The organism is Nostoc sp. (assembly GCF_036919615.1).
GTDB lineage: Bacteria > Cyanobacteriota > Cyanobacteriia > Cyanobacteriales > Nostocaceae > Nostoc.
The window spans coordinates 164,464-180,115 of sequence record NZ_JBALCN010000106.1; the positions used below are offsets into that span (position 1 = coordinate 164,464).

The following is a 15,652-nucleotide window of genomic DNA, read 5'->3' on the forward strand; positions in this document are numbered from 1 at the left end:
TGTTCTCATTGTCAGCGCACCGTTACGAACGGTATCAAATGTAAAGGGATTTGTGTGGCTGACAATGACTATTAAGGTATGAATTTTATCGAGGAAGGCAGTTCGAGCTTACAGAAAACTGCCCTCTGTCTCTTGCTGCTTATGCCTGAGGAATTTGTATCAGCCATTGACTAAATACCAACGCTGTAGCGCCAACCGTTGAATTTCGCGCCAGGGAATATTATGTTTTCGAGCTAACTCTGCACAATCTTCATATTCTGGCTGCACATTAACAATAACTTTTTCTGGTGATTGTCCATTCCATGCTATCTTGACACGCACTTTGCCATATTCCGTTTCCACTTGTTGAATTTCTCGTTGTAAAATGGCGCGTTGCTGAGTTGTTCGCCGAATGCCCAAAGTAGTGGTTTCACTAAATAAAACTGCTTCACAACTGAGCAAATTTTCTGGATGACAGATTACAGTCAGCAAAATCCCTGGACGGGACTTTTTCATGCCGATCGCTTGGGTAAAAACATCCACCGCACCAGCCGCAAACAACGCCTCAAACACATAGCCGATCGCTTGCGGATTTAAATCATCAATTTGGGTTTCTAGTACTGATATCGTTTCTAAATTTGCGGTAGTATCTTCAGAATCGCTCAAATTTTCTAAATTTACGATAGTATCTTCAGAATTACTAAAATTGGACTGTAAACTTACGCTTTCACCCAGCCAGAGGCGTAGAATATTGGGAATGGGTAAATTTATGGTTCCTGCTCCCAGTCCTACCTGCTTGATAGTGATCGCAGGTGGTGAACCAAAATCTCTTGCCAAAGTAGTGGCGATCGCGGCTCCTGTTGGTGTCACTAGTTCTCTGTCAATGCCATTGCTATAAACTGGACAACCCCGCATTTCCCAAAGCTTTAATACCGCTGGTACTGGTACTGCCATCTGACCATGTGCAGCCCGAACAGTGCCGCCACCAGTCGGGAACGCCGAGCAATAAAGTAAGGGCCATCCTTCTTCATTGCTCTCAATCCCCAACCAATCTAACCCCAGGCAAGTACCCACAATATCTACGATCGCATCTACAGCACCCACCTCATGAAAATGAACTTTTTCAGGGGCGATGCCATGTACCGCCCCTTCTGCTACTGCTAGCTGTTGGAATACCGCCAAACTCCAAGCTTCTGCCCATGCTGGCAACCCTGCTTTGATAATCATTTCCTCTATTTCTGGCAAGTGGCGTGTGTGATGGTGACTGTGTTCGCGATCGTGGTGGTGATGATCGTCTACTAAATCCACATGGACTTTAGTCGCCTGCTGACCATTGCGTTGGACAAGTTCTGTCCTTAACTGATATTCCTGTTCAATTCCCAACCCATTGAGTTTTTCAATTAAATACTCCACAGGAACACCCAAACTTACCAAAGCACCCAGGCACATATCACCAGAAATCCCTGTCGGACATTGAAGATAAGCAATTTTATTCATAATAAATTAATCATTAGTCATTAGTTATTCTCCCTTATTCCCAATCTCCTGTTCCTCTATGGCAAAAATTTTCCCAGTTCATCCGGATAATCCTCAAATTCGCCGAATAGAGGAAATAAAGTCGGCGCTTTCTAGTGGCGCAGTCATGCTTTACCCTACTGATACAGTCTATGCGATCGGTTGTGATTTGAATGCCAAGTCAGCGGTAGAACGAGTGCGGCAAATTAAACAGCTAGCAAATGATAAACCACTGACATTTTTATCTCCCTCGCTTTCAAATGTGGCAACTTATGCCTTCGTAAGTGACACAGCCTATCGAATTATGAAACGCCTGATTCCAGGGCCATACACGTTTTTGCTCCCAGCGACTAAATTAGTACCGCGATTGGTGCAAAGCCCCAAGCGGAAAACTACTGGAATTAGAGTACCAAACCATACTGTGTGTTTGGAGTTGTTGGCAGCCTTGGGCAATCCGATTATTTCAACTTCAGCACATCTGCCACCAGATGAAGCAGATAATGGCATGATTCGGATAGATCCAGAAACTGTTCAGTCGCGGGTAGAGCTATTTGACCGTTTGGACAAGTTGGTAGACATAATTATCGACACTGGCGAGGAACCTACATATGAAGTGTCTACCATCTTGGATATGACCGGAGACGAAACAGTAATTATACGGAGGGGTTTAGGTTGGGAAGCAGCAGCGGCATGGGTATGAAAATTACACTTCACAGGCGCACCTCTCCGTTTCGGAAATTGTGATCAAAACTACTCCAGTTTTAAAATTGTCATATTTAGAGGCGATGTCTACAACGGGCTGTTCGGTGGCGCAGTGGATATAACAGGATGGTGGCAACAGTTGGCACAGCAAGATATTTGACAACTTTGAGAAATGGCGGGTACTTATGTCTCAGCGTCAGTCTGGTGGCTTGTGAAAAAACCGACACATTGCCATAACTATAACTCTTTCGTATTTCCTACAGTTTTATATATGAGCTTTAGATGTGAGCATTACATGCGGCAAGTTTTGATGGATGAATGCCCAAAGATTCACAAGCCTTGGCAGGCCTTGATCGCTGTGTCTGCGTTGTAATTACGGTGCAATACTACTACCTGGAAAAGTCATGAAAGCTAACGTCGTCAATCTACCAAACTCTAGACCCATTTTTGAAAACCACGTTTCGACCGAAGAATTTTCAGATAGCAGCAGTGATACCTTGATTGAATTGCTATGTGAGGAAATGCAAGCGCAAGTGAAAGCAGCACCCAAGTGCGTAGAAGCTTTAGCAAAGCGCATAGCCGTAGAAGTAGAACGCATTTGCGACAAAAGCTCTCGTATCCAAACATCTGGGCAGATCAAATCCTGGCAAATGACGTTGGGAAGGCATCGGATGCAAAAGTGCTTACGTTACTACCAACTCGGTTCCAAACAAGGGCGTGTGGAATTACATAGCAATTTGGGTGCTATGGTTTACCGTCATGTAACTATATCCGGCTCTGAGTTAGGTTTTGAAGCTCGTTACAGTCTGATTGAAGATTTTTTACAAGCATTTTATATCGAAGCGATCAAAGCTTTCCGCAGAGAAAACGAACTACCTGAAGATCACACACCGCGTACTCAGCTGCAATTAGCTGAATACATGGCCTTTACAGAGCAGTATGCCAAACGCCGGATCAATTTACCTGGTGGTGCAAATCAGCAATTGATTATCTTGCGGGCCCAAGGTTTTGCTCGTCGTCAGCCCCAAGAAACTACCGTAGATATTGAAATGGCGGTAGAGTCTGCCAAGGGTGAAGAAGCAGAATCTTACCAGCGCAACTCGGCGGTGCAACAGCTGCGATCGCAGATGATTGCCCAAACTAATTTCGATCCATCTGAAGAGTCAGAACGCGATCGCGTCATCACTGAATTGATGAAATATCTAGAGTCTCAAGGTCAATCTGACTGTATGAACTACCTCAGCTTGAAACTTCAAGACCTCTCAGCCCCAGAAATTGACCAGATTCTCGGTTTAACCAGCCGTCAGCGCGATTATCTCCAACAACGGTTTAAATACCATGTTGAAAAGTTTGCCAAACATCACCACTGGCAATTGGTACATCAATGGTTAGGCGCAGGTTTAGAGCAAAAGTTGGGTTTATCTTCTCAGCAGTGGGAAATCTTTGTGAATCAACTCACAGAACAGCAACAGCAACTATTACAGTTAAAAACTGCACGGGAAAACGACCAAGCGATCGCCAAAGCGATCAAATGCACCCCCAAACAGTTACAAAAGCGCTGGACTCAACTTTTAGAAATAGCATGGGCTATCCGCAACGGTCATACTGAAGCCCAGACAGGCTAAAGCTAAGGCAAAATCACGAAAATTTATCCAAGCTAAATTCTACTTGTTAGAGAGGTTAAAAAAAAGGTTAAGGGCAAAGAGAAAAGGAAATTCCATTCCTTTCATACTTCCCTAAATTAGTAACTCGTTCCTGATCCAAATTATTAATACATTTGTATTTATCTAGTACAAAAATACTAAAACTTTCGGATTTTTTACCTATTAATCCAACCTTGTTTAGTCAAAATCAAAAATTCATATTAAGCAACTGACCCTTTTTTACTACTTCTGTGAAATCCTATAATAAGCAGGACTTTTGGCAGAGGGATTTAGGATGGCTCTGACTCAAGGCGGACGGGCAAATAAATCTGGGAATATTTTAGAAGGAAATGTAGAAGCAATCTTGAATGGGCACAATTATTTCCAAGTAGGGAACTACGTCCCAAAAGAATTTATACTAAATGCTACTTTATTACCAAAACGTTATGGAAAACAAATTTATATTGGAACTGGAATTTATCATACCGATCTGAAGGTTGATTTTTATGTTGTTGGCTCACCTGCAATACCATCTGGTTTAATTTTCGAGTGTAAATGGCAAGAAAGCCCTGGTTCTGTTGATGAAAAATTTCCTTATTTGAACATGAATATTCAGGACTATTACCCTACACCAACTATCGTGATTTTAGGTGGTGAAGGTATGCGAGAAGGTGCAAGCAAATGGCTGAAAGCAAGAGTGAATGATAACCATAATTTATTAGCAGTTTATAGCTTAGATAGATTCATTGCTTGGGCAAATAAAAATCTTTAAAAGATGTAATTAATAGTTCGGAAATCATGCCTCTATTTTTTATATTTGAGTTAATTGATCGGGCTGCTTTAATTCTGTAAGTTTCAAAATTAATATCAGTATAAATTTTTCTAATAAATTCACTATCAGAATTACATACCATAACTTTGACACCACGACTTGCCAACTCTGCACAAGTATCTCTCAAAAGTTCTTGGTCTTTCTTACTAAAAGAATTTGGACTATAAGCAGTGAAATAGCTAGTGTTGTTGATAGGATCGTAGGGCGGGTCAAAAAATACAAAGTCGTCACTGCTAGCCGCATGATTTAGGACTTCTGTAAAATCTGCTTGTTGAATCTCCGCATGAGAAAGTGCCATAGAAGCTACTTGCAGTAAATTTTCATGACAAATATTGGGATTTTCATATCTGCCTAAAGGCACATTAAATTTACCTTGTGAGTTGACTCGATAAAGACCATTAAAACAAGTCTTATTAAGATAAATTATCCGAGCAGCTTTTTCTATATCAGTACCACCAGAGTTGTTTCGGACACTATAGTAATAATCTTTATCATGTCGGTTTTTATGCTCTTTCAATATAGAAATTAACTCCTCAACATTGTCTCTAACACAACAATAAGTGTTAATTAATTCGTCGTTAATATCAGTTAAAATTGCTGCGCTTGGTTGGAGATAGAAAAAAACAGCACCACCACCTAAGAATGGCTCATAGTAATTTTTATAACTTTTGGGAAAATAAGGAATATATTGCTGTATTAACCTACTTTTACCCCCTGCCCACTTCAAAAATGGACGCGGGCTAGTTTCCTTGGGGATTTGAATTACCATTTACTTACGATTTAACTGAAAATAATCGTCACTAAATAAAGCCAATATAACCGACGAGCCAGATTTTATATTAACTGGCTAATTTTCCAGCCCCATAGATTACAATTGAGTAGATAAAGCATATCAAAACAAACGTAAGTATATAACAAGGCAGTTTACATTCAGATGTTTGACGGATTTTGGGATAACGTCTTTCGCTACCCCCGGTACTTAATTACTATCGTCTTAGGCCTGTTTCTGAACACCTTTGCGCCATTAGTGCCATTGTTGAAGCGCCCAGTCACCTTGATTGCCATCTTAGGTTTATTTGTGGGCAGCCTAGTCTTCCTTACTTTCACCTTACGGGCAATGCTGGGCTTGAGTACAATCTAGACTAGCGCTATATCGGGGTTATGCCCCATAGACGGTTGCTCTTGGCGTTGCTCACGCTAAGTACTGTCTACCCAACTTAACATCTATTTTTGTTGTACAACCTCTGTGAGGAGGCGAAATTTTTATGGCTACAAATCGCCGAGTTTCCCGCGTTGCTGAACTGATCAAACGGGAAGTTAGCCAAATGCTGCTCAACGGCATTAAGGATGACCGTGTGGGTACAGGAATGGTAAGTGTTACTGATGTTGATGTTTCCGGCGATCTCCAACACGCCAAAATCTACGTCAGTATCTATGGTACAGATGAAGCTAAGATAGAAACAATGGCAGGCTTAAAGTCGGCCACGGGTTACGTCCGTAGCGAACTTGGGGCGCGGGTACGGCTACGTCGGACACCAGAAGTCATTTTTCTCGAAGATCGCTCCATAGAACGCGGTAATAAGGTACTAGCACTACTAAGCCAACTTAACCATGAGCGTCCGCCAGAAAATCTTGTATCAGTAGAAGACAGCACAGATCAAGATGATGAATCATTTGGTGAATAAGTAACTTAAATAACAATGTAACTTCAGAACAATTAATCTCAGCAAATCCGCCAAACAGTTTACAGACGTGACTAGATCGCGTCTGTTTTAATGTGAACATAATCAACTTCAGCGATCGGTAGTTGCATGTAATACGCTTTCTGTTTATCTTGACTTTCGTCTTTACTCTACTGCAAAAAGATAGTATGAGTACCAACCCTTCTGTGCAAATGCATAAATGCTGCTTATCTCAAGCATTTTTATCTGTGTCCTAATTATGAATTAGTATTACTCCACCCTTTTAGAGATGTTGATCAAAAGAAAACTGTGTGATATTAGTGCTGAAAAAAAACAAGCTATTACGGTTTTACTTAAGAAATTGTTAACAGATGCTAGGGTAAAAGCCTTTGTAGTGGACTTTAACCGTTATGTTTTGCAACAGTTTATACCCTAGTTTCTGACAAATATTCTTGTGTTGTTTACCCTTAGATAAATACCAGCAGTTCTAGATCCGGTTTTAAGGTGATTATTTGATATGTAAGCAATCGCTATGTGAATTCTTTCAACCTGCCAAATTTTGCCTAAAGACAGTAATGGCGAAACTTTCAGAGCTGTTGAATAAAAGTCATACAGCCACCCCAGCAGGTTAAGTTAACTACTCGGAATTTTTTTTGTAAAGCAGATTTTCCCAAATTGTCAGGATTTGTTGACTTTCTTAACATTTCTTGAAATAATTTCCGGATATGTAGCGTCAAAATAAAAACAGTTCCGTATAGCAAACTACAAAACCCTAGCCACAAGTCTAATTTCTGTCATGTTTGTTCCTAATTATTAACGGGAACATTATCCTAAGTGTTAATTTGTGAGTAAAAACCATGAGTGTGAATACGGTGCCTTCTATAAATTACTACTCTCTAGATGTGATTCAAGACGAAGCACGCCGACTGGTGCAAAAGGGAATGGTTAGCCGACAACAGCCAATATATACCCTCTGCCAATACATTCCAGCGAGAGAGTGGGTTTGCGTTGAATGTGAATTAGAGAAATGTGACTTTTTGTTACGCGATCGCATTGGCGACCTAATTGGTCGTGAACAGTGGGATAACGACTAATCAATGTTTAATTTCGGATTGTGGATGTCACAATCAACGATTAGACGCCCAATCTGTGGGATAATCTCTGGCTTTTGATCAGCATTGCCCCATGCAGAATCTTGCGTTTTTCATTAACCCAGAAGCATTTGAGTCTGAATTTATACAACTTTTCAAGTTAAAGAAGGCATCGGAATTAATTGTTCTGTATATCTGGTATTACAACTTGAGTCTAGTATGTAAATTCTGGAAGTTCCTACACTTACTTATCGGATAAGTGTAGGAACTTCACTTTTGACTTGCAATTCATGGCATCGCTTCCTTCAATTCAGGACTGTTTCGGTGAACTATTATCCTACTTGCTCTAAATACTGATTAATGTCTTCAATGATGCGCGTAAGTTCAGCTTCTGTAGTCAAGCGGATGTTGACGTTGCGGACAGTCAGCAAAACTTTGGCTGCAAAGGGCGTGGGCCAGATATTAGGATTACAGAAAATTTCTAAAAATACTTCACCCGTATAACGATATTCCAGGGGAGGCTGAGGAGTGACTTTACCGCCGCCAGGAGTAGGTTTAGCGGCGACAGCTTTCAGGCGCTCCATCAGTTTATCTGTCGCTGTTTTTAATTCTCGTGCTGCTTGCGGTGAAAAACTGAAGGAGACAGAACCTTCAATTAGGTTCAAGGTTAGAGGAGTTGAAGACATATGTTTTTTATTAAAACTTCTTGATCAGTAACACTGTGGTCAATATTATTGCATAAGCCGAAGCAAGTGTGATATGTCTATCAATTTTGGATTTTGGATTGACCCCGGCAAGATTGGGTGTGGGGTAATCAATTTTAGATTTTAGATTTTAGATTTTAGATTGGAAGAAAATACTTAGAGGCCGCCATGTTTTTATTTGAACAATTCTTAAATTGAAAATCCAAAATTCCAAATCCAAAATGAACGGGGCGCTTTTAGGAGTCAATTTTTCTAGAACAATTAATGCAACAAGGCTTAGATTAAGCGTTTTGAGAGAGGTCGTCCACATTTACGCCCTTTACGATATCAAAGTGAAACCGTATAACTCCTGTACAGACGCGATTAATCGCGTCTGTACTCCTAACTCCTAAATTCTGCTGTATATAACCATTGTCACGGTTATATAACTGGAGATTCGCTATAGTTAACGGTTAACAGGCAACGGCTAAAAGGAGTTAAAGAGATGGAAATTAAGCCAACTGACCCATCGCTAGCACTCATAGAAATTCCCCCTGGCTATCTCAATATTATGGGTTATGTTGATCAGTCAGAAGTTAATGGCCCTGGTTGTCGTGCAGTCGTCTGGGTACAAGGTTGTCTTCGTGAGTGTCCTGGCTGCTTTAATACTAACTCTTGGTCATTTGAAGCTAACCAATTGATTGCTGTTGATACCCTTGCCGAGAACATTCTCAGCAATCCCCGCAATATGGGTGTAACCTTCTCTGGTGGAGAACCGTTTTGGCAAGCAACTGCACTGGCGTCTTTAGCTCGTCAGGTAAAAGCTGCTGGGTTAAATGTAATGTCTTTTACTGGCTTCACTCTTAAGCAGCTACAGTCCCAATCCGCGCCGCCAGGTTCCCAAGCATTGTTAGAACAACTCGATATCCTGATTGATGGGCCTTTTGTACAATCTCTGGCAATTAATTCTCCCAACTCTCCAGTCTCTTCTAGCAATCAACAGGTTCGTGTGTTAAACCCAGCTTTCCAAGACCAGATTACTTGGGCTAGTGACCAGATAGAAGTGCATATACTCAAGGATGGTGGCCGCATTGTCACTGGTTATCAAGGTGGGCTGGAGTTGACGGAATAATTCGTAATTCGTAATCATGCTCCTACGTCGCTAACGTAATTCGTAACGGAAGTCATAGTGCCTCAATTCATTGATGGAGATCAAAAACATGATTCTTTTTTCAGAGCAAGCGACTTCAATTGTGGGTAATAATTACGAATTACGTTAGCAAGTCCGTGTACCCCTACTCTTAAAGCTTGATAGCAAGAGCGTTTGGTAGAGAGCGTCATTATTAATTACGAATTATGTTGGCTAGACCATTTCAGACAATTTTTACTGAACACCGCATATTTTGGGCTGTTTTGCTCTTTGGTACAGCACTGGTGGTAACACTCGTGCTGTCACTTTCTCAAGGAGCAGTACCCTTAAGTATGGCGGAATTTTGGCAAGCCATACTCCGCAAAGGCGATCCGGTTAAACAGACAATTCTCTGGGATTTGCGTCTCCCGCGGATTACAGCTGCTCTCCTTGTCGGTGCAGCTTTGGGAATGTCAGGAGCCTTGCTGCAAGGAATGTTACGCAATAGTCTTGCTGATCCATTTATTCTGGGCATTTCAGCGGGTGCAGGATTAATTGTAATTGTGATGATCGTGTGGCAAATATTCCCGCTCGCAATTCCTTTAGCAGCGTGGATGGGAGCAATTTTGACTTCAGCGATCGTTATTTTGATCGGTCGTGCGGGATCGGGAATTTCTGTTGAGCGATTGATTTTAGGCGGAGTGGCGGTGAGTTCTTTATTTGGTGCTGTACAGAGTACATTGCTACTTTTAGCTGAAGACGGTCAAATCCAAATTGCGCTGAGTTGGCTAGTTGGTAGTCTCAACGGACGCGGTTGGCAAGAAATTGCGACGACTGGCCCTTACATCATCGTTGCATTGATCGGGGGATGCTTGCTGGCGCGATCGGTAAATGTGCTGGCTTTGGGAGATGATTTAGCTGTGGGTTTGGGGATTTCGTTGATGCGATCGCGCCTGTTAATTGGTGGTGTCGCCACTTTATTAGCCGCAGGTGCAGTCAGCATCAGTGGTTTGATTGGATTTGTTGGTCTTGTTGTCCCTCACGCTGTCCGCCTGATCGTTGGTACAGATCATCGTTTTGTATTACCACTTTCCGCCCTTGCAGGTGCATGGTTACTGACTTTTGCAGATTTACTCTCTAGGCTAGGAGCAGTAGAACTACCAGTAGGTTCTGTCACCGCCTTGCTGGGTTCACCGTTGTTTATTTGGTTACTTTATCGTCGTTCTGCTGGGTTTAATAAATTTTGAGCTAATACCGTTTCTAAGTAAGTGGCTTAAAACCATCCCACCACTTAACCCATAATCCAGCAAAGTAGTGAAAAGTGGATTTTGTTGTGGGATGTTTTGGTTAACCCGATGATATATGAATTCCTAATTCTTATCCGCCATCAACTTGCATTTATGCCAATTACCCCGATGATTATTAAAGCAATCGATATAAGTTTGATGAATGTGGCAGATTCACGAAAACAGATAATACCAATAATAGCAATTAGGATAGTTCCCAATCCAGCCCAGACAGAATAAGCCACACTCACTTCAAGTCTCTTGAGAGCAAAGGTCAAAAAAGTAAAACAAAGTCCATAGAAAACAACTATTAATACCGAAGGAACTATTCTAGTAAATCCTTGTGATAACTTCATGCAAGTTGTGCCTGAAACCTCAAAGAGGATTGCGAAGATAAGGTAAATCCAACTTGTTGACATATCTGTTATCAGCAGTTTGTTAGGAGTCTCTTATTATCTCTATGAAATTAAAAAAATACAACAGGTCGAATCATTATAATTAGTCGCACGAATATACTAAAAATTTGTAGGATAGGCTACATATACAAGCTTTAAGAGGATGTTTGAAAAGTTATGATTGATGTATCAAATATTTTTTACCCCACCCTAACCCTCCCCTTGTAAAGGGGAGGGAACTGGATTTTTCGGTTTCCCCCCTTGTAAAAGGGGGATTAAGGGGGGTGAATAAAATCACAGCCAACCACTTTTCAAACAACCTCTAAGAGTAGGGGTGTGGGTGACAGTGACATTTTAAATAGAATTGCTATATTTAAAGTCTGCTTTTATAGAGTTTACCGAACATAGATATTTGGAATTACCGTACTTGTTATTAAGTAGATTTTTGGTTCGGTAATCTTCATAAATCAGGTGAGAAAAACCGAATTTACACTACTTTTATTTTTCAATACTATGAAAACAAAGCAAGTAATCAAATCCTCAATTAGTTGGACAGTAAAGATACTGATTATCCGAGGTAGAGATATGACATTAGTACGTTTTAACCCCTGGCAAGAATTTAACGCAATACAACGCCAAATCAATCGCATATTTGATGAAGATACTTTGCCAACTGCATTTTTGGATAAAGGTTTATCCAGAGTTCCCGCTGCTGAGTTAAAAGAAACTGAAGATGCAATTCATCTGAAGCTAGAACTTCCGGGAGTTGAAGCTAAAGACCTGGATTTGCAAGTTACAGAAAATGCTGTATACCTGAGTGGTGAGCGGAAGTCTGAAGCGAAATCTGAAGATAAAGGTGTGATCAAAAGCGAATTCCATTATGGTAAATTCCAACGTGTAATTCCTTTACCTGCTCGGATTCAAAATACCAACGTCACGGCAGATTATAAAGATGGCATCTTGAACCTGACGCTACCTAAAGCTGAAGAAGAAAAAAATAAAGTTGTCAAAGTTAATCTAGCATCATCTGGCTAATTTCAGCTTTATATCTGCTAGCTAGCTATTAAACTAAATAAAAAGCGCTCCCTTTTTGGAGAGCGCTTTTTAGTGTGAATTACTCAGCCTATCCAGATTTATTACAAAAGTGCAAAATTTTAAATCTAGTAGAGTGTGTTATCGCCGAGAGAACGACACAACCTCAGATTTGAAGTGCGCTAGGGTGAATGTTCTAACGCACCCGACAAAACAAAACTTGCTCTTTATTAAATCCACATCTCTTAGTTAAGCGTTAAGCGCTTCTTCTTGATTGGTTTCGATGACGCAATCAGAAGTGGCATAGGCAACGCAGGTGAGAACCCATCCTTCCTCCATTTGATCGTTGTCTAAGAAGTTCTGATCTGATTGGTCAATTGTACCTGAAATCAGCTTTCCAGTGCAGGTAGAGCAAGAACCAGCGTTACAGGAATAGGGCAAGTCCAGCCCATTTTCCTCGTTAGCGATCTCTAAGATGTACTCATCATCAGGAACTTCAATTGTTTTTTCTCCATCTGGAGTACGTAATGTAACCTTGTAAGTTGCCATGTAAAAATTCCTAGCTAAATCTAAACTCTATATTCGATACTACGGGTTTATGTGCAGCTAGTCTAGAGTTGATTGTGGTTTATTACTCTACATTCGGAAGTGCTTAGTGTGAACTGGAAGTCAGAGGAAAAAATGCTGCGATCGCTTCAGCAAATCCCTCAAATGAACTATAATCTTTGGACACAATAGAGACATTCATACCCAACTTTTGGGCATTGGCAGTTGTATAAGGGCCGAAACATGCAATAATACAACGTTCATAATCGCTTTGCGAGTTGACCATTGTCAAAAAGCTTTCCACTTCCGCCGTACTACTAAAGGCAATTACATTGATCATTGCTTGACGCATCAGGTTTAATTCAATACTGTAGATATTTTTATCTAAACCCTGTGTAATATAGGTGGGTACGCGAGTTACTTTCATACCCAATTTCTGCAAATCTGTAATTAAATTGGGTACAATATCAGGCTCAGGCAAACCAACAACTTCTGGAGCCGGGATCAGCACTTTTTTATCGTGAATTTGCGGAAGTTTCGCTAGGTCTGCGACAATTCCGGCTGGGCTAGATTCTGTGGGGATTAAATCTACTTTGCCACAAAAAGATGATAAACTTTCTGCGTCTTCTCCTAAAGCACATAATTGACATTTTTGTACCACAGATACGGGAATATTTAAATCATTCATCCGCTGAAAAAATGCAGTGATACCGTTTCTACTGGTGAAGACAATCCAATCAAATTCATCTATGCGTTCCAGAGCAGTATCTAACTTAGTGTAGTTTGATAAATAACAGGTTTCGATAGTAGGCATGAGAACAGGTAGACCACCTTGTTTGATGATTTGTTCAGACAGCCTAAAAGCATAATTTCTCGGTGCTGTTACTAAAATCCTCTTGCCATATAGAGGTAATTTTCTAGATGGAGTGAGCGGGTTGATTTCTGTTGATTGGGTGTGCATTTGTTTATCTGTCATTTCATTGCTATTCCACTTTAGAATAGGCGTTGCTGAATTTATAACGGTTTTCAGTTGAGTCCAATAGAGACCTAACCCCCAACCTCTTCCCTACAAGGGAAGGGGAGTAAGATTCCATTCCTCTCTCCTTTTAGAAGAGAGGAATGGAAGTGAGGTCAGAGTCTATTTGCATACAATGAGAAGCGCTATATAGCGGTTTTTACATGGATGAGGTACGCTACATGTCTTATTTGGATACAACGCGCAGTAGGGGTTTACAGCTAGCTAGCTGTGTGCCCAGAGCAAACGCATCTAAAGTACTCTTGATATGTGGATAAGTTCTCTATATTATGATGAATTATAGGTAAATTTTTCATGTTTTACCGGCGATGATTTCGTTTTCGCTTTATCGACTGATGGGCAGTTAACTACAGTATGTTCTGAGATGATTGCTCAAGAGTTTTTGGATGCGTAAAATAAATACTGTCTAATAATTCGGTTGGAGCGGACTGCCAGAAGCCTCTTAGAGGATGTTTTAAAAGTCCCAAGAGGTATAATTTTGCTGTTCTCACTTGGGTTAACTTCGACGATAAATCAAAGTTTTAGCCATGTACTGAGATACTTTGCTGTGTTAACTAAAAAAGCAAAAGACCCTTTTAAAACATCCTCTCAGGGCAATCCAACCATTTGTATTGCATAAAATTATATAAATCCTAGCCATTTTTCTAGGGCGAATTCTCCCCATTTATCCGATGCCATCTGTGTTGATAAAACGGCACGATATGAATATCTAAGAACGTTTGCACAAAAATCTTATGTCTTCATTACTGGCTTTATCCAACAGTTTAGCTGACACCGTAGAACAAGCTGGGAGTGCTGTGGTTGCGGTGAATGGGGGCACACGTCATTCCCCAAGCGGCATTCACTGGCGTAATGGGATCATTGTTACCTCTGATGAGTCTCTTCAGCGCTATGACGACATCACCATTACTCTATCAAATGGTAGCACTACACCAGTAACACTCATCGGTCATGACTCTAGCACCGATATCGCTGTTTTTAAACTAGAAAATGTCGAAATACCTGTGGCAAAAGTTGGCGATGCCAAAACGCTCAAAGTCGGTCATCTGGTATTAGGACTAGCAAGAGGTAGCGAAGGTGATTTAAGGGCGGCGATGGGTGCAGTGAGTGTGGTTAGCGGTGCTTGGCGAAGTATGAATGGCGGAAATATTGACCAATTCATCCGCCCAGATATCACTCTTTACTCTGGCTTTTCAGGTGGGTCGCTCGTAGATGCTGCTGGTTTTGTGGTAGGTATGAATACATCGGGGCGGCGTGGTACTGCTCTGACTATTCCCACTGCTACAGTCGATCGCGTGGTTGACCAATTAGTAGCAAAAGGACGCATTTCAAAAGGCTACTTGGGTGTGGGAATGCAACCTGTACGCTTACCAAAGAACCTAAAAACTGCTCTTAATTTAACTTCTGCAACTGGGGTAATTGTCGTTAATGTTGAGCCTTCTGGGCCCGCTGACAATGCAGGTGTGCTGCTTGGCGATGTTTTGGTCACGTTCGATGGCGTAACTGTGGGCGATACAGGTGATGTGCTGGGGCTGCTCAATAGTAGCGATCGCATTGGTAAAGCTGTCAACGTTCAAGTTGTCCGGGGTGGAGTGTTAATTGAGTTAGCGATCGCAGTTGGCGAACGACCTACTAAGGAGGAATAATGCCAATTTGGGATAGGTTTAACTAGCTCTGTCAAGATTTATCTAAATTTTCTATTCATTCGAGCTTTGAACTCGGAACTTCCACCTTTTTGCTCGAACGTTGAGCTTCTGAACTCGAAATTTCCACCTTTTTGCTCAAACGTTGAGCTTCTGAACTCGGAAGTTGCACCTTTTTGCTCGAACGTTGAGCCTCTGAACTTAGAAGTTGCACCTTTTTGCTCAAATGTTGAACCTCTGAACTCGGAAGTTGCACCTTTTTACTCGAACGTTGAGCCTCTGAACTCGGAAGTTGCACCTTTTTACTCGAACGTTGAGCCTCTGAACTCGGAACTCTCAGAATTTGTTTTCTAAAGTTGGGTTGGCTGATATCTTGCAGCATTCTCAATTCTCCCAACCCGACTAAAAACTATTGTCAGCCAACAGATTCTACTTTGACATGCTCAAAAATTCTATAA

Annotated in this window: 17 protein-coding genes; 10 read left to right on the top strand and 7 right to left on the bottom strand. The window is 41.2% G+C overall.

Going from position 1 to position 15,652, the window contains the following annotated elements:
- Positions 1-159: 159 nt before the first annotated feature.
- Positions 160-1,476: a nickel pincer cofactor biosynthesis protein LarC gene (gene larC / locus V7K48_RS33795; RefSeq protein ID WP_335079540.1), complete on the bottom strand. Its 1,317-nt coding sequence runs from the start codon at positions 1,474-1,476 to the stop codon at positions 160-162.
- Positions 1,477-1,534: 58 nt separating this feature from the next.
- On the opposite strand from larC, the gene V7K48_RS33800 reads away from it, so the two are divergent.
- From V7K48_RS33800 to V7K48_RS33810, 3 genes are all read left to right on the top strand, one after another.
- Positions 1,535-2,194 carry an L-threonylcarbamoyladenylate synthase gene (locus V7K48_RS33800; protein ID WP_334976870.1) on the top strand — a complete coding sequence of 220 codons (660 nt, stop codon included), beginning with the start codon at positions 1,535-1,537 and terminating at the stop codon, positions 2,192-2,194.
- 406 nt (positions 2,195-2,600) lie between these two features.
- Positions 2,601-3,821, top strand: a complete 1,221-nt coding sequence (locus V7K48_RS33805) for a HetZ-related protein (protein ID WP_335079542.1) — start codon at positions 2,601-2,603, stop codon at positions 3,819-3,821.
- A 313-nt stretch (positions 3,822-4,134) separates the two neighbouring features.
- Positions 4,135-4,611 carry a PD-(D/E)XK nuclease superfamily protein gene (locus V7K48_RS33810; protein ID WP_335079545.1) on the top strand — a complete coding sequence of 159 codons (477 nt, stop codon included), beginning with the start codon at positions 4,135-4,137 and terminating at the stop codon, positions 4,609-4,611.
- On the opposite strand, the gene V7K48_RS33815 is transcribed toward V7K48_RS33810, so the two are convergent.
- Positions 4,583-5,440 carry a DNA adenine methylase gene (locus tag V7K48_RS33815; protein WP_335079547.1) on the bottom strand — a complete coding sequence of 286 codons (858 nt, stop codon included), beginning with the start codon at positions 5,438-5,440 and terminating at the stop codon, positions 4,583-4,585. The genes V7K48_RS33810 and V7K48_RS33815 overlap by 29 nt on opposite strands.
- Before the next feature lie 165 nt (positions 5,441-5,605).
- Here V7K48_RS33815 and V7K48_RS33820 point away from each other — a divergent pair, with 165 nt between their 5' ends.
- From V7K48_RS33820 to V7K48_RS33830, 3 genes are all read left to right on the top strand, one after another.
- Complete coding sequence (locus V7K48_RS33820) at positions 5,606-5,812, top strand: DUF751 family protein (protein WP_273762674.1); 207 nt, start codon at positions 5,606-5,608, stop codon at positions 5,810-5,812.
- A 124-nt stretch (positions 5,813-5,936) separates the two neighbouring features.
- The gene (rbfA, locus tag V7K48_RS33825; protein WP_335079551.1) at positions 5,937-6,356 is read left to right on the top strand and encodes a 30S ribosome-binding factor RbfA; all 420 of its coding nucleotides are present in this window, start codon (positions 5,937-5,939) and stop codon (positions 6,354-6,356) included.
- An 854-nt stretch (positions 6,357-7,210) separates the two neighbouring features.
- A complete protein-coding gene (locus tag V7K48_RS33830) occupies positions 7,211-7,447 on the top strand; it encodes a DUF4327 family protein (protein ID WP_062297131.1) in 237 nt (78 codons plus the stop codon).
- 329 nt (positions 7,448-7,776) lie between these two features.
- Here the strand turns inward: V7K48_RS33830 and V7K48_RS33835 are convergent, their stop codons facing one another.
- On the bottom strand, positions 7,777-8,130 hold the full coding sequence (locus tag V7K48_RS33835) for a hypothetical protein (protein WP_334820504.1): 354 nt from the start codon (positions 8,128-8,130) through the stop codon (positions 7,777-7,779).
- A 502-nt stretch (positions 8,131-8,632) separates the two neighbouring features.
- On the opposite strand from V7K48_RS33835, the gene V7K48_RS33840 reads away from it, so the two are divergent.
- Both V7K48_RS33840 and V7K48_RS33845 read left to right on the top strand, forming a co-directional pair.
- Positions 8,633-9,259, top strand: coding sequence for a 4Fe-4S single cluster domain-containing protein (locus V7K48_RS33840; RefSeq protein ID WP_335079553.1), 627 nt, complete (start codon positions 8,633-8,635; stop codon positions 9,257-9,259).
- A 224-nt stretch (positions 9,260-9,483) separates the two neighbouring features.
- On the top strand, positions 9,484-10,503 hold the full coding sequence (locus V7K48_RS33845) for a FecCD family ABC transporter permease (RefSeq protein ID WP_335079555.1): 1,020 nt from the start codon (positions 9,484-9,486) through the stop codon (positions 10,501-10,503).
- A gap of 140 nt (positions 10,504-10,643) precedes the next feature.
- Here the strand turns inward: V7K48_RS33845 and V7K48_RS33850 are convergent, their stop codons facing one another.
- The gene (locus V7K48_RS33850) at positions 10,644-10,961 is read right to left on the bottom strand and encodes a DMT family transporter (protein ID WP_335079557.1); all 318 of its coding nucleotides are present in this window, start codon (positions 10,959-10,961) and stop codon (positions 10,644-10,646) included.
- A gap of 561 nt (positions 10,962-11,522) precedes the next feature.
- Between V7K48_RS33850 and V7K48_RS33855 the strand changes: the two genes are divergently transcribed.
- Positions 11,523-11,972 (top strand): Hsp20/alpha crystallin family protein, encoded by a 450-nt coding sequence (locus tag V7K48_RS33855; RefSeq protein ID WP_335079559.1) that lies wholly within the window; start codon positions 11,523-11,525, stop codon positions 11,970-11,972.
- A gap of 246 nt (positions 11,973-12,218) precedes the next feature.
- Here the strand turns inward: V7K48_RS33855 and V7K48_RS33860 are convergent, their stop codons facing one another.
- A complete protein-coding gene (locus V7K48_RS33860; RefSeq protein WP_335079561.1) occupies positions 12,219-12,518 on the bottom strand; it encodes a ferredoxin in 300 nt (99 codons plus the stop codon).
- Positions 12,519-12,621: 103 nt separating this feature from the next.
- The gene (locus tag V7K48_RS33865; protein ID WP_335079563.1) at positions 12,622-13,491 is read right to left on the bottom strand and encodes a uroporphyrinogen-III synthase; all 870 of its coding nucleotides are present in this window, start codon (positions 13,489-13,491) and stop codon (positions 12,622-12,624) included.
- 794 nt (positions 13,492-14,285) lie between these two features.
- Here V7K48_RS33865 and V7K48_RS33870 point away from each other — a divergent pair.
- Complete coding sequence (locus tag V7K48_RS33870) at positions 14,286-15,197, top strand: S1C family serine protease (RefSeq protein ID WP_335079565.1); 912 nt, start codon at positions 14,286-14,288, stop codon at positions 15,195-15,197.
- A gap of 55 nt (positions 15,198-15,252) precedes the next feature.
- Here V7K48_RS33870 and V7K48_RS33875 read toward each other — a convergent pair whose 3' ends face one another.
- Complete coding sequence (locus V7K48_RS33875) at positions 15,253-15,576, bottom strand: hypothetical protein (RefSeq protein WP_335079567.1); 324 nt, start codon at positions 15,574-15,576, stop codon at positions 15,253-15,255.
- Positions 15,577-15,652 lie beyond the last annotated feature (76 nt).

Excerpts from the sequence above, each read along its gene's own strand:
- larC (WP_335079540.1), bottom strand. The coding sequence starts at position 1,476 with ATGAATAAAATTGCTTATCTTCAATGTCCGACAGGGATTTCTGGTGAT.
- V7K48_RS33800 (WP_334976870.1), top strand. The coding sequence starts at position 1,535 with ATGGCAAAAATTTTCCCAGTTCATCCGGATAATCCTCAAATTCGCCGA.
- V7K48_RS33805 (WP_335079542.1), top strand. The coding sequence starts at position 2,601 with ATGAAAGCTAACGTCGTCAATCTACCAAACTCTAGACCCATTTTTGAA.
- V7K48_RS33810 (WP_335079545.1), top strand. The coding sequence starts at position 4,135 with ATGGCTCTGACTCAAGGCGGACGGGCAAATAAATCTGGGAATATTTTA.
- V7K48_RS33815 (WP_335079547.1), bottom strand. The coding sequence starts at position 5,440 with ATGGTAATTCAAATCCCCAAGGAAACTAGCCCGCGTCCATTTTTGAAG.
- V7K48_RS33820 (WP_273762674.1), top strand. The coding sequence starts at position 5,606 with ATGTTTGACGGATTTTGGGATAACGTCTTTCGCTACCCCCGGTACTTA.
- rbfA (WP_335079551.1), top strand. The coding sequence starts at position 5,937 with ATGGCTACAAATCGCCGAGTTTCCCGCGTTGCTGAACTGATCAAACGG.
- V7K48_RS33830 (WP_062297131.1), top strand. The coding sequence starts at position 7,211 with ATGAGTGTGAATACGGTGCCTTCTATAAATTACTACTCTCTAGATGTG.
- V7K48_RS33835 (WP_334820504.1), bottom strand. The coding sequence starts at position 8,130 with ATGTCTTCAACTCCTCTAACCTTGAACCTAATTGAAGGTTCTGTCTCC.
- V7K48_RS33840 (WP_335079553.1), top strand. The coding sequence starts at position 8,633 with ATGGAAATTAAGCCAACTGACCCATCGCTAGCACTCATAGAAATTCCC.
- V7K48_RS33845 (WP_335079555.1), top strand. The coding sequence starts at position 9,484 with ATGTTGGCTAGACCATTTCAGACAATTTTTACTGAACACCGCATATTT.
- V7K48_RS33850 (WP_335079557.1), bottom strand. The coding sequence starts at position 10,961 with ATGTCAACAAGTTGGATTTACCTTATCTTCGCAATCCTCTTTGAGGTT.
- V7K48_RS33855 (WP_335079559.1), top strand. The coding sequence starts at position 11,523 with ATGACATTAGTACGTTTTAACCCCTGGCAAGAATTTAACGCAATACAA.
- V7K48_RS33860 (WP_335079561.1), bottom strand. The coding sequence starts at position 12,518 with ATGGCAACTTACAAGGTTACATTACGTACTCCAGATGGAGAAAAAACA.
- V7K48_RS33865 (WP_335079563.1), bottom strand. The coding sequence starts at position 13,491 with ATGACAGATAAACAAATGCACACCCAATCAACAGAAATCAACCCGCTC.
- V7K48_RS33870 (WP_335079565.1), top strand. The coding sequence starts at position 14,286 with ATGTCTTCATTACTGGCTTTATCCAACAGTTTAGCTGACACCGTAGAA.
- V7K48_RS33875 (WP_335079567.1), bottom strand. The coding sequence starts at position 15,576 with ATGCTGCAAGATATCAGCCAACCCAACTTTAGAAAACAAATTCTGAGA.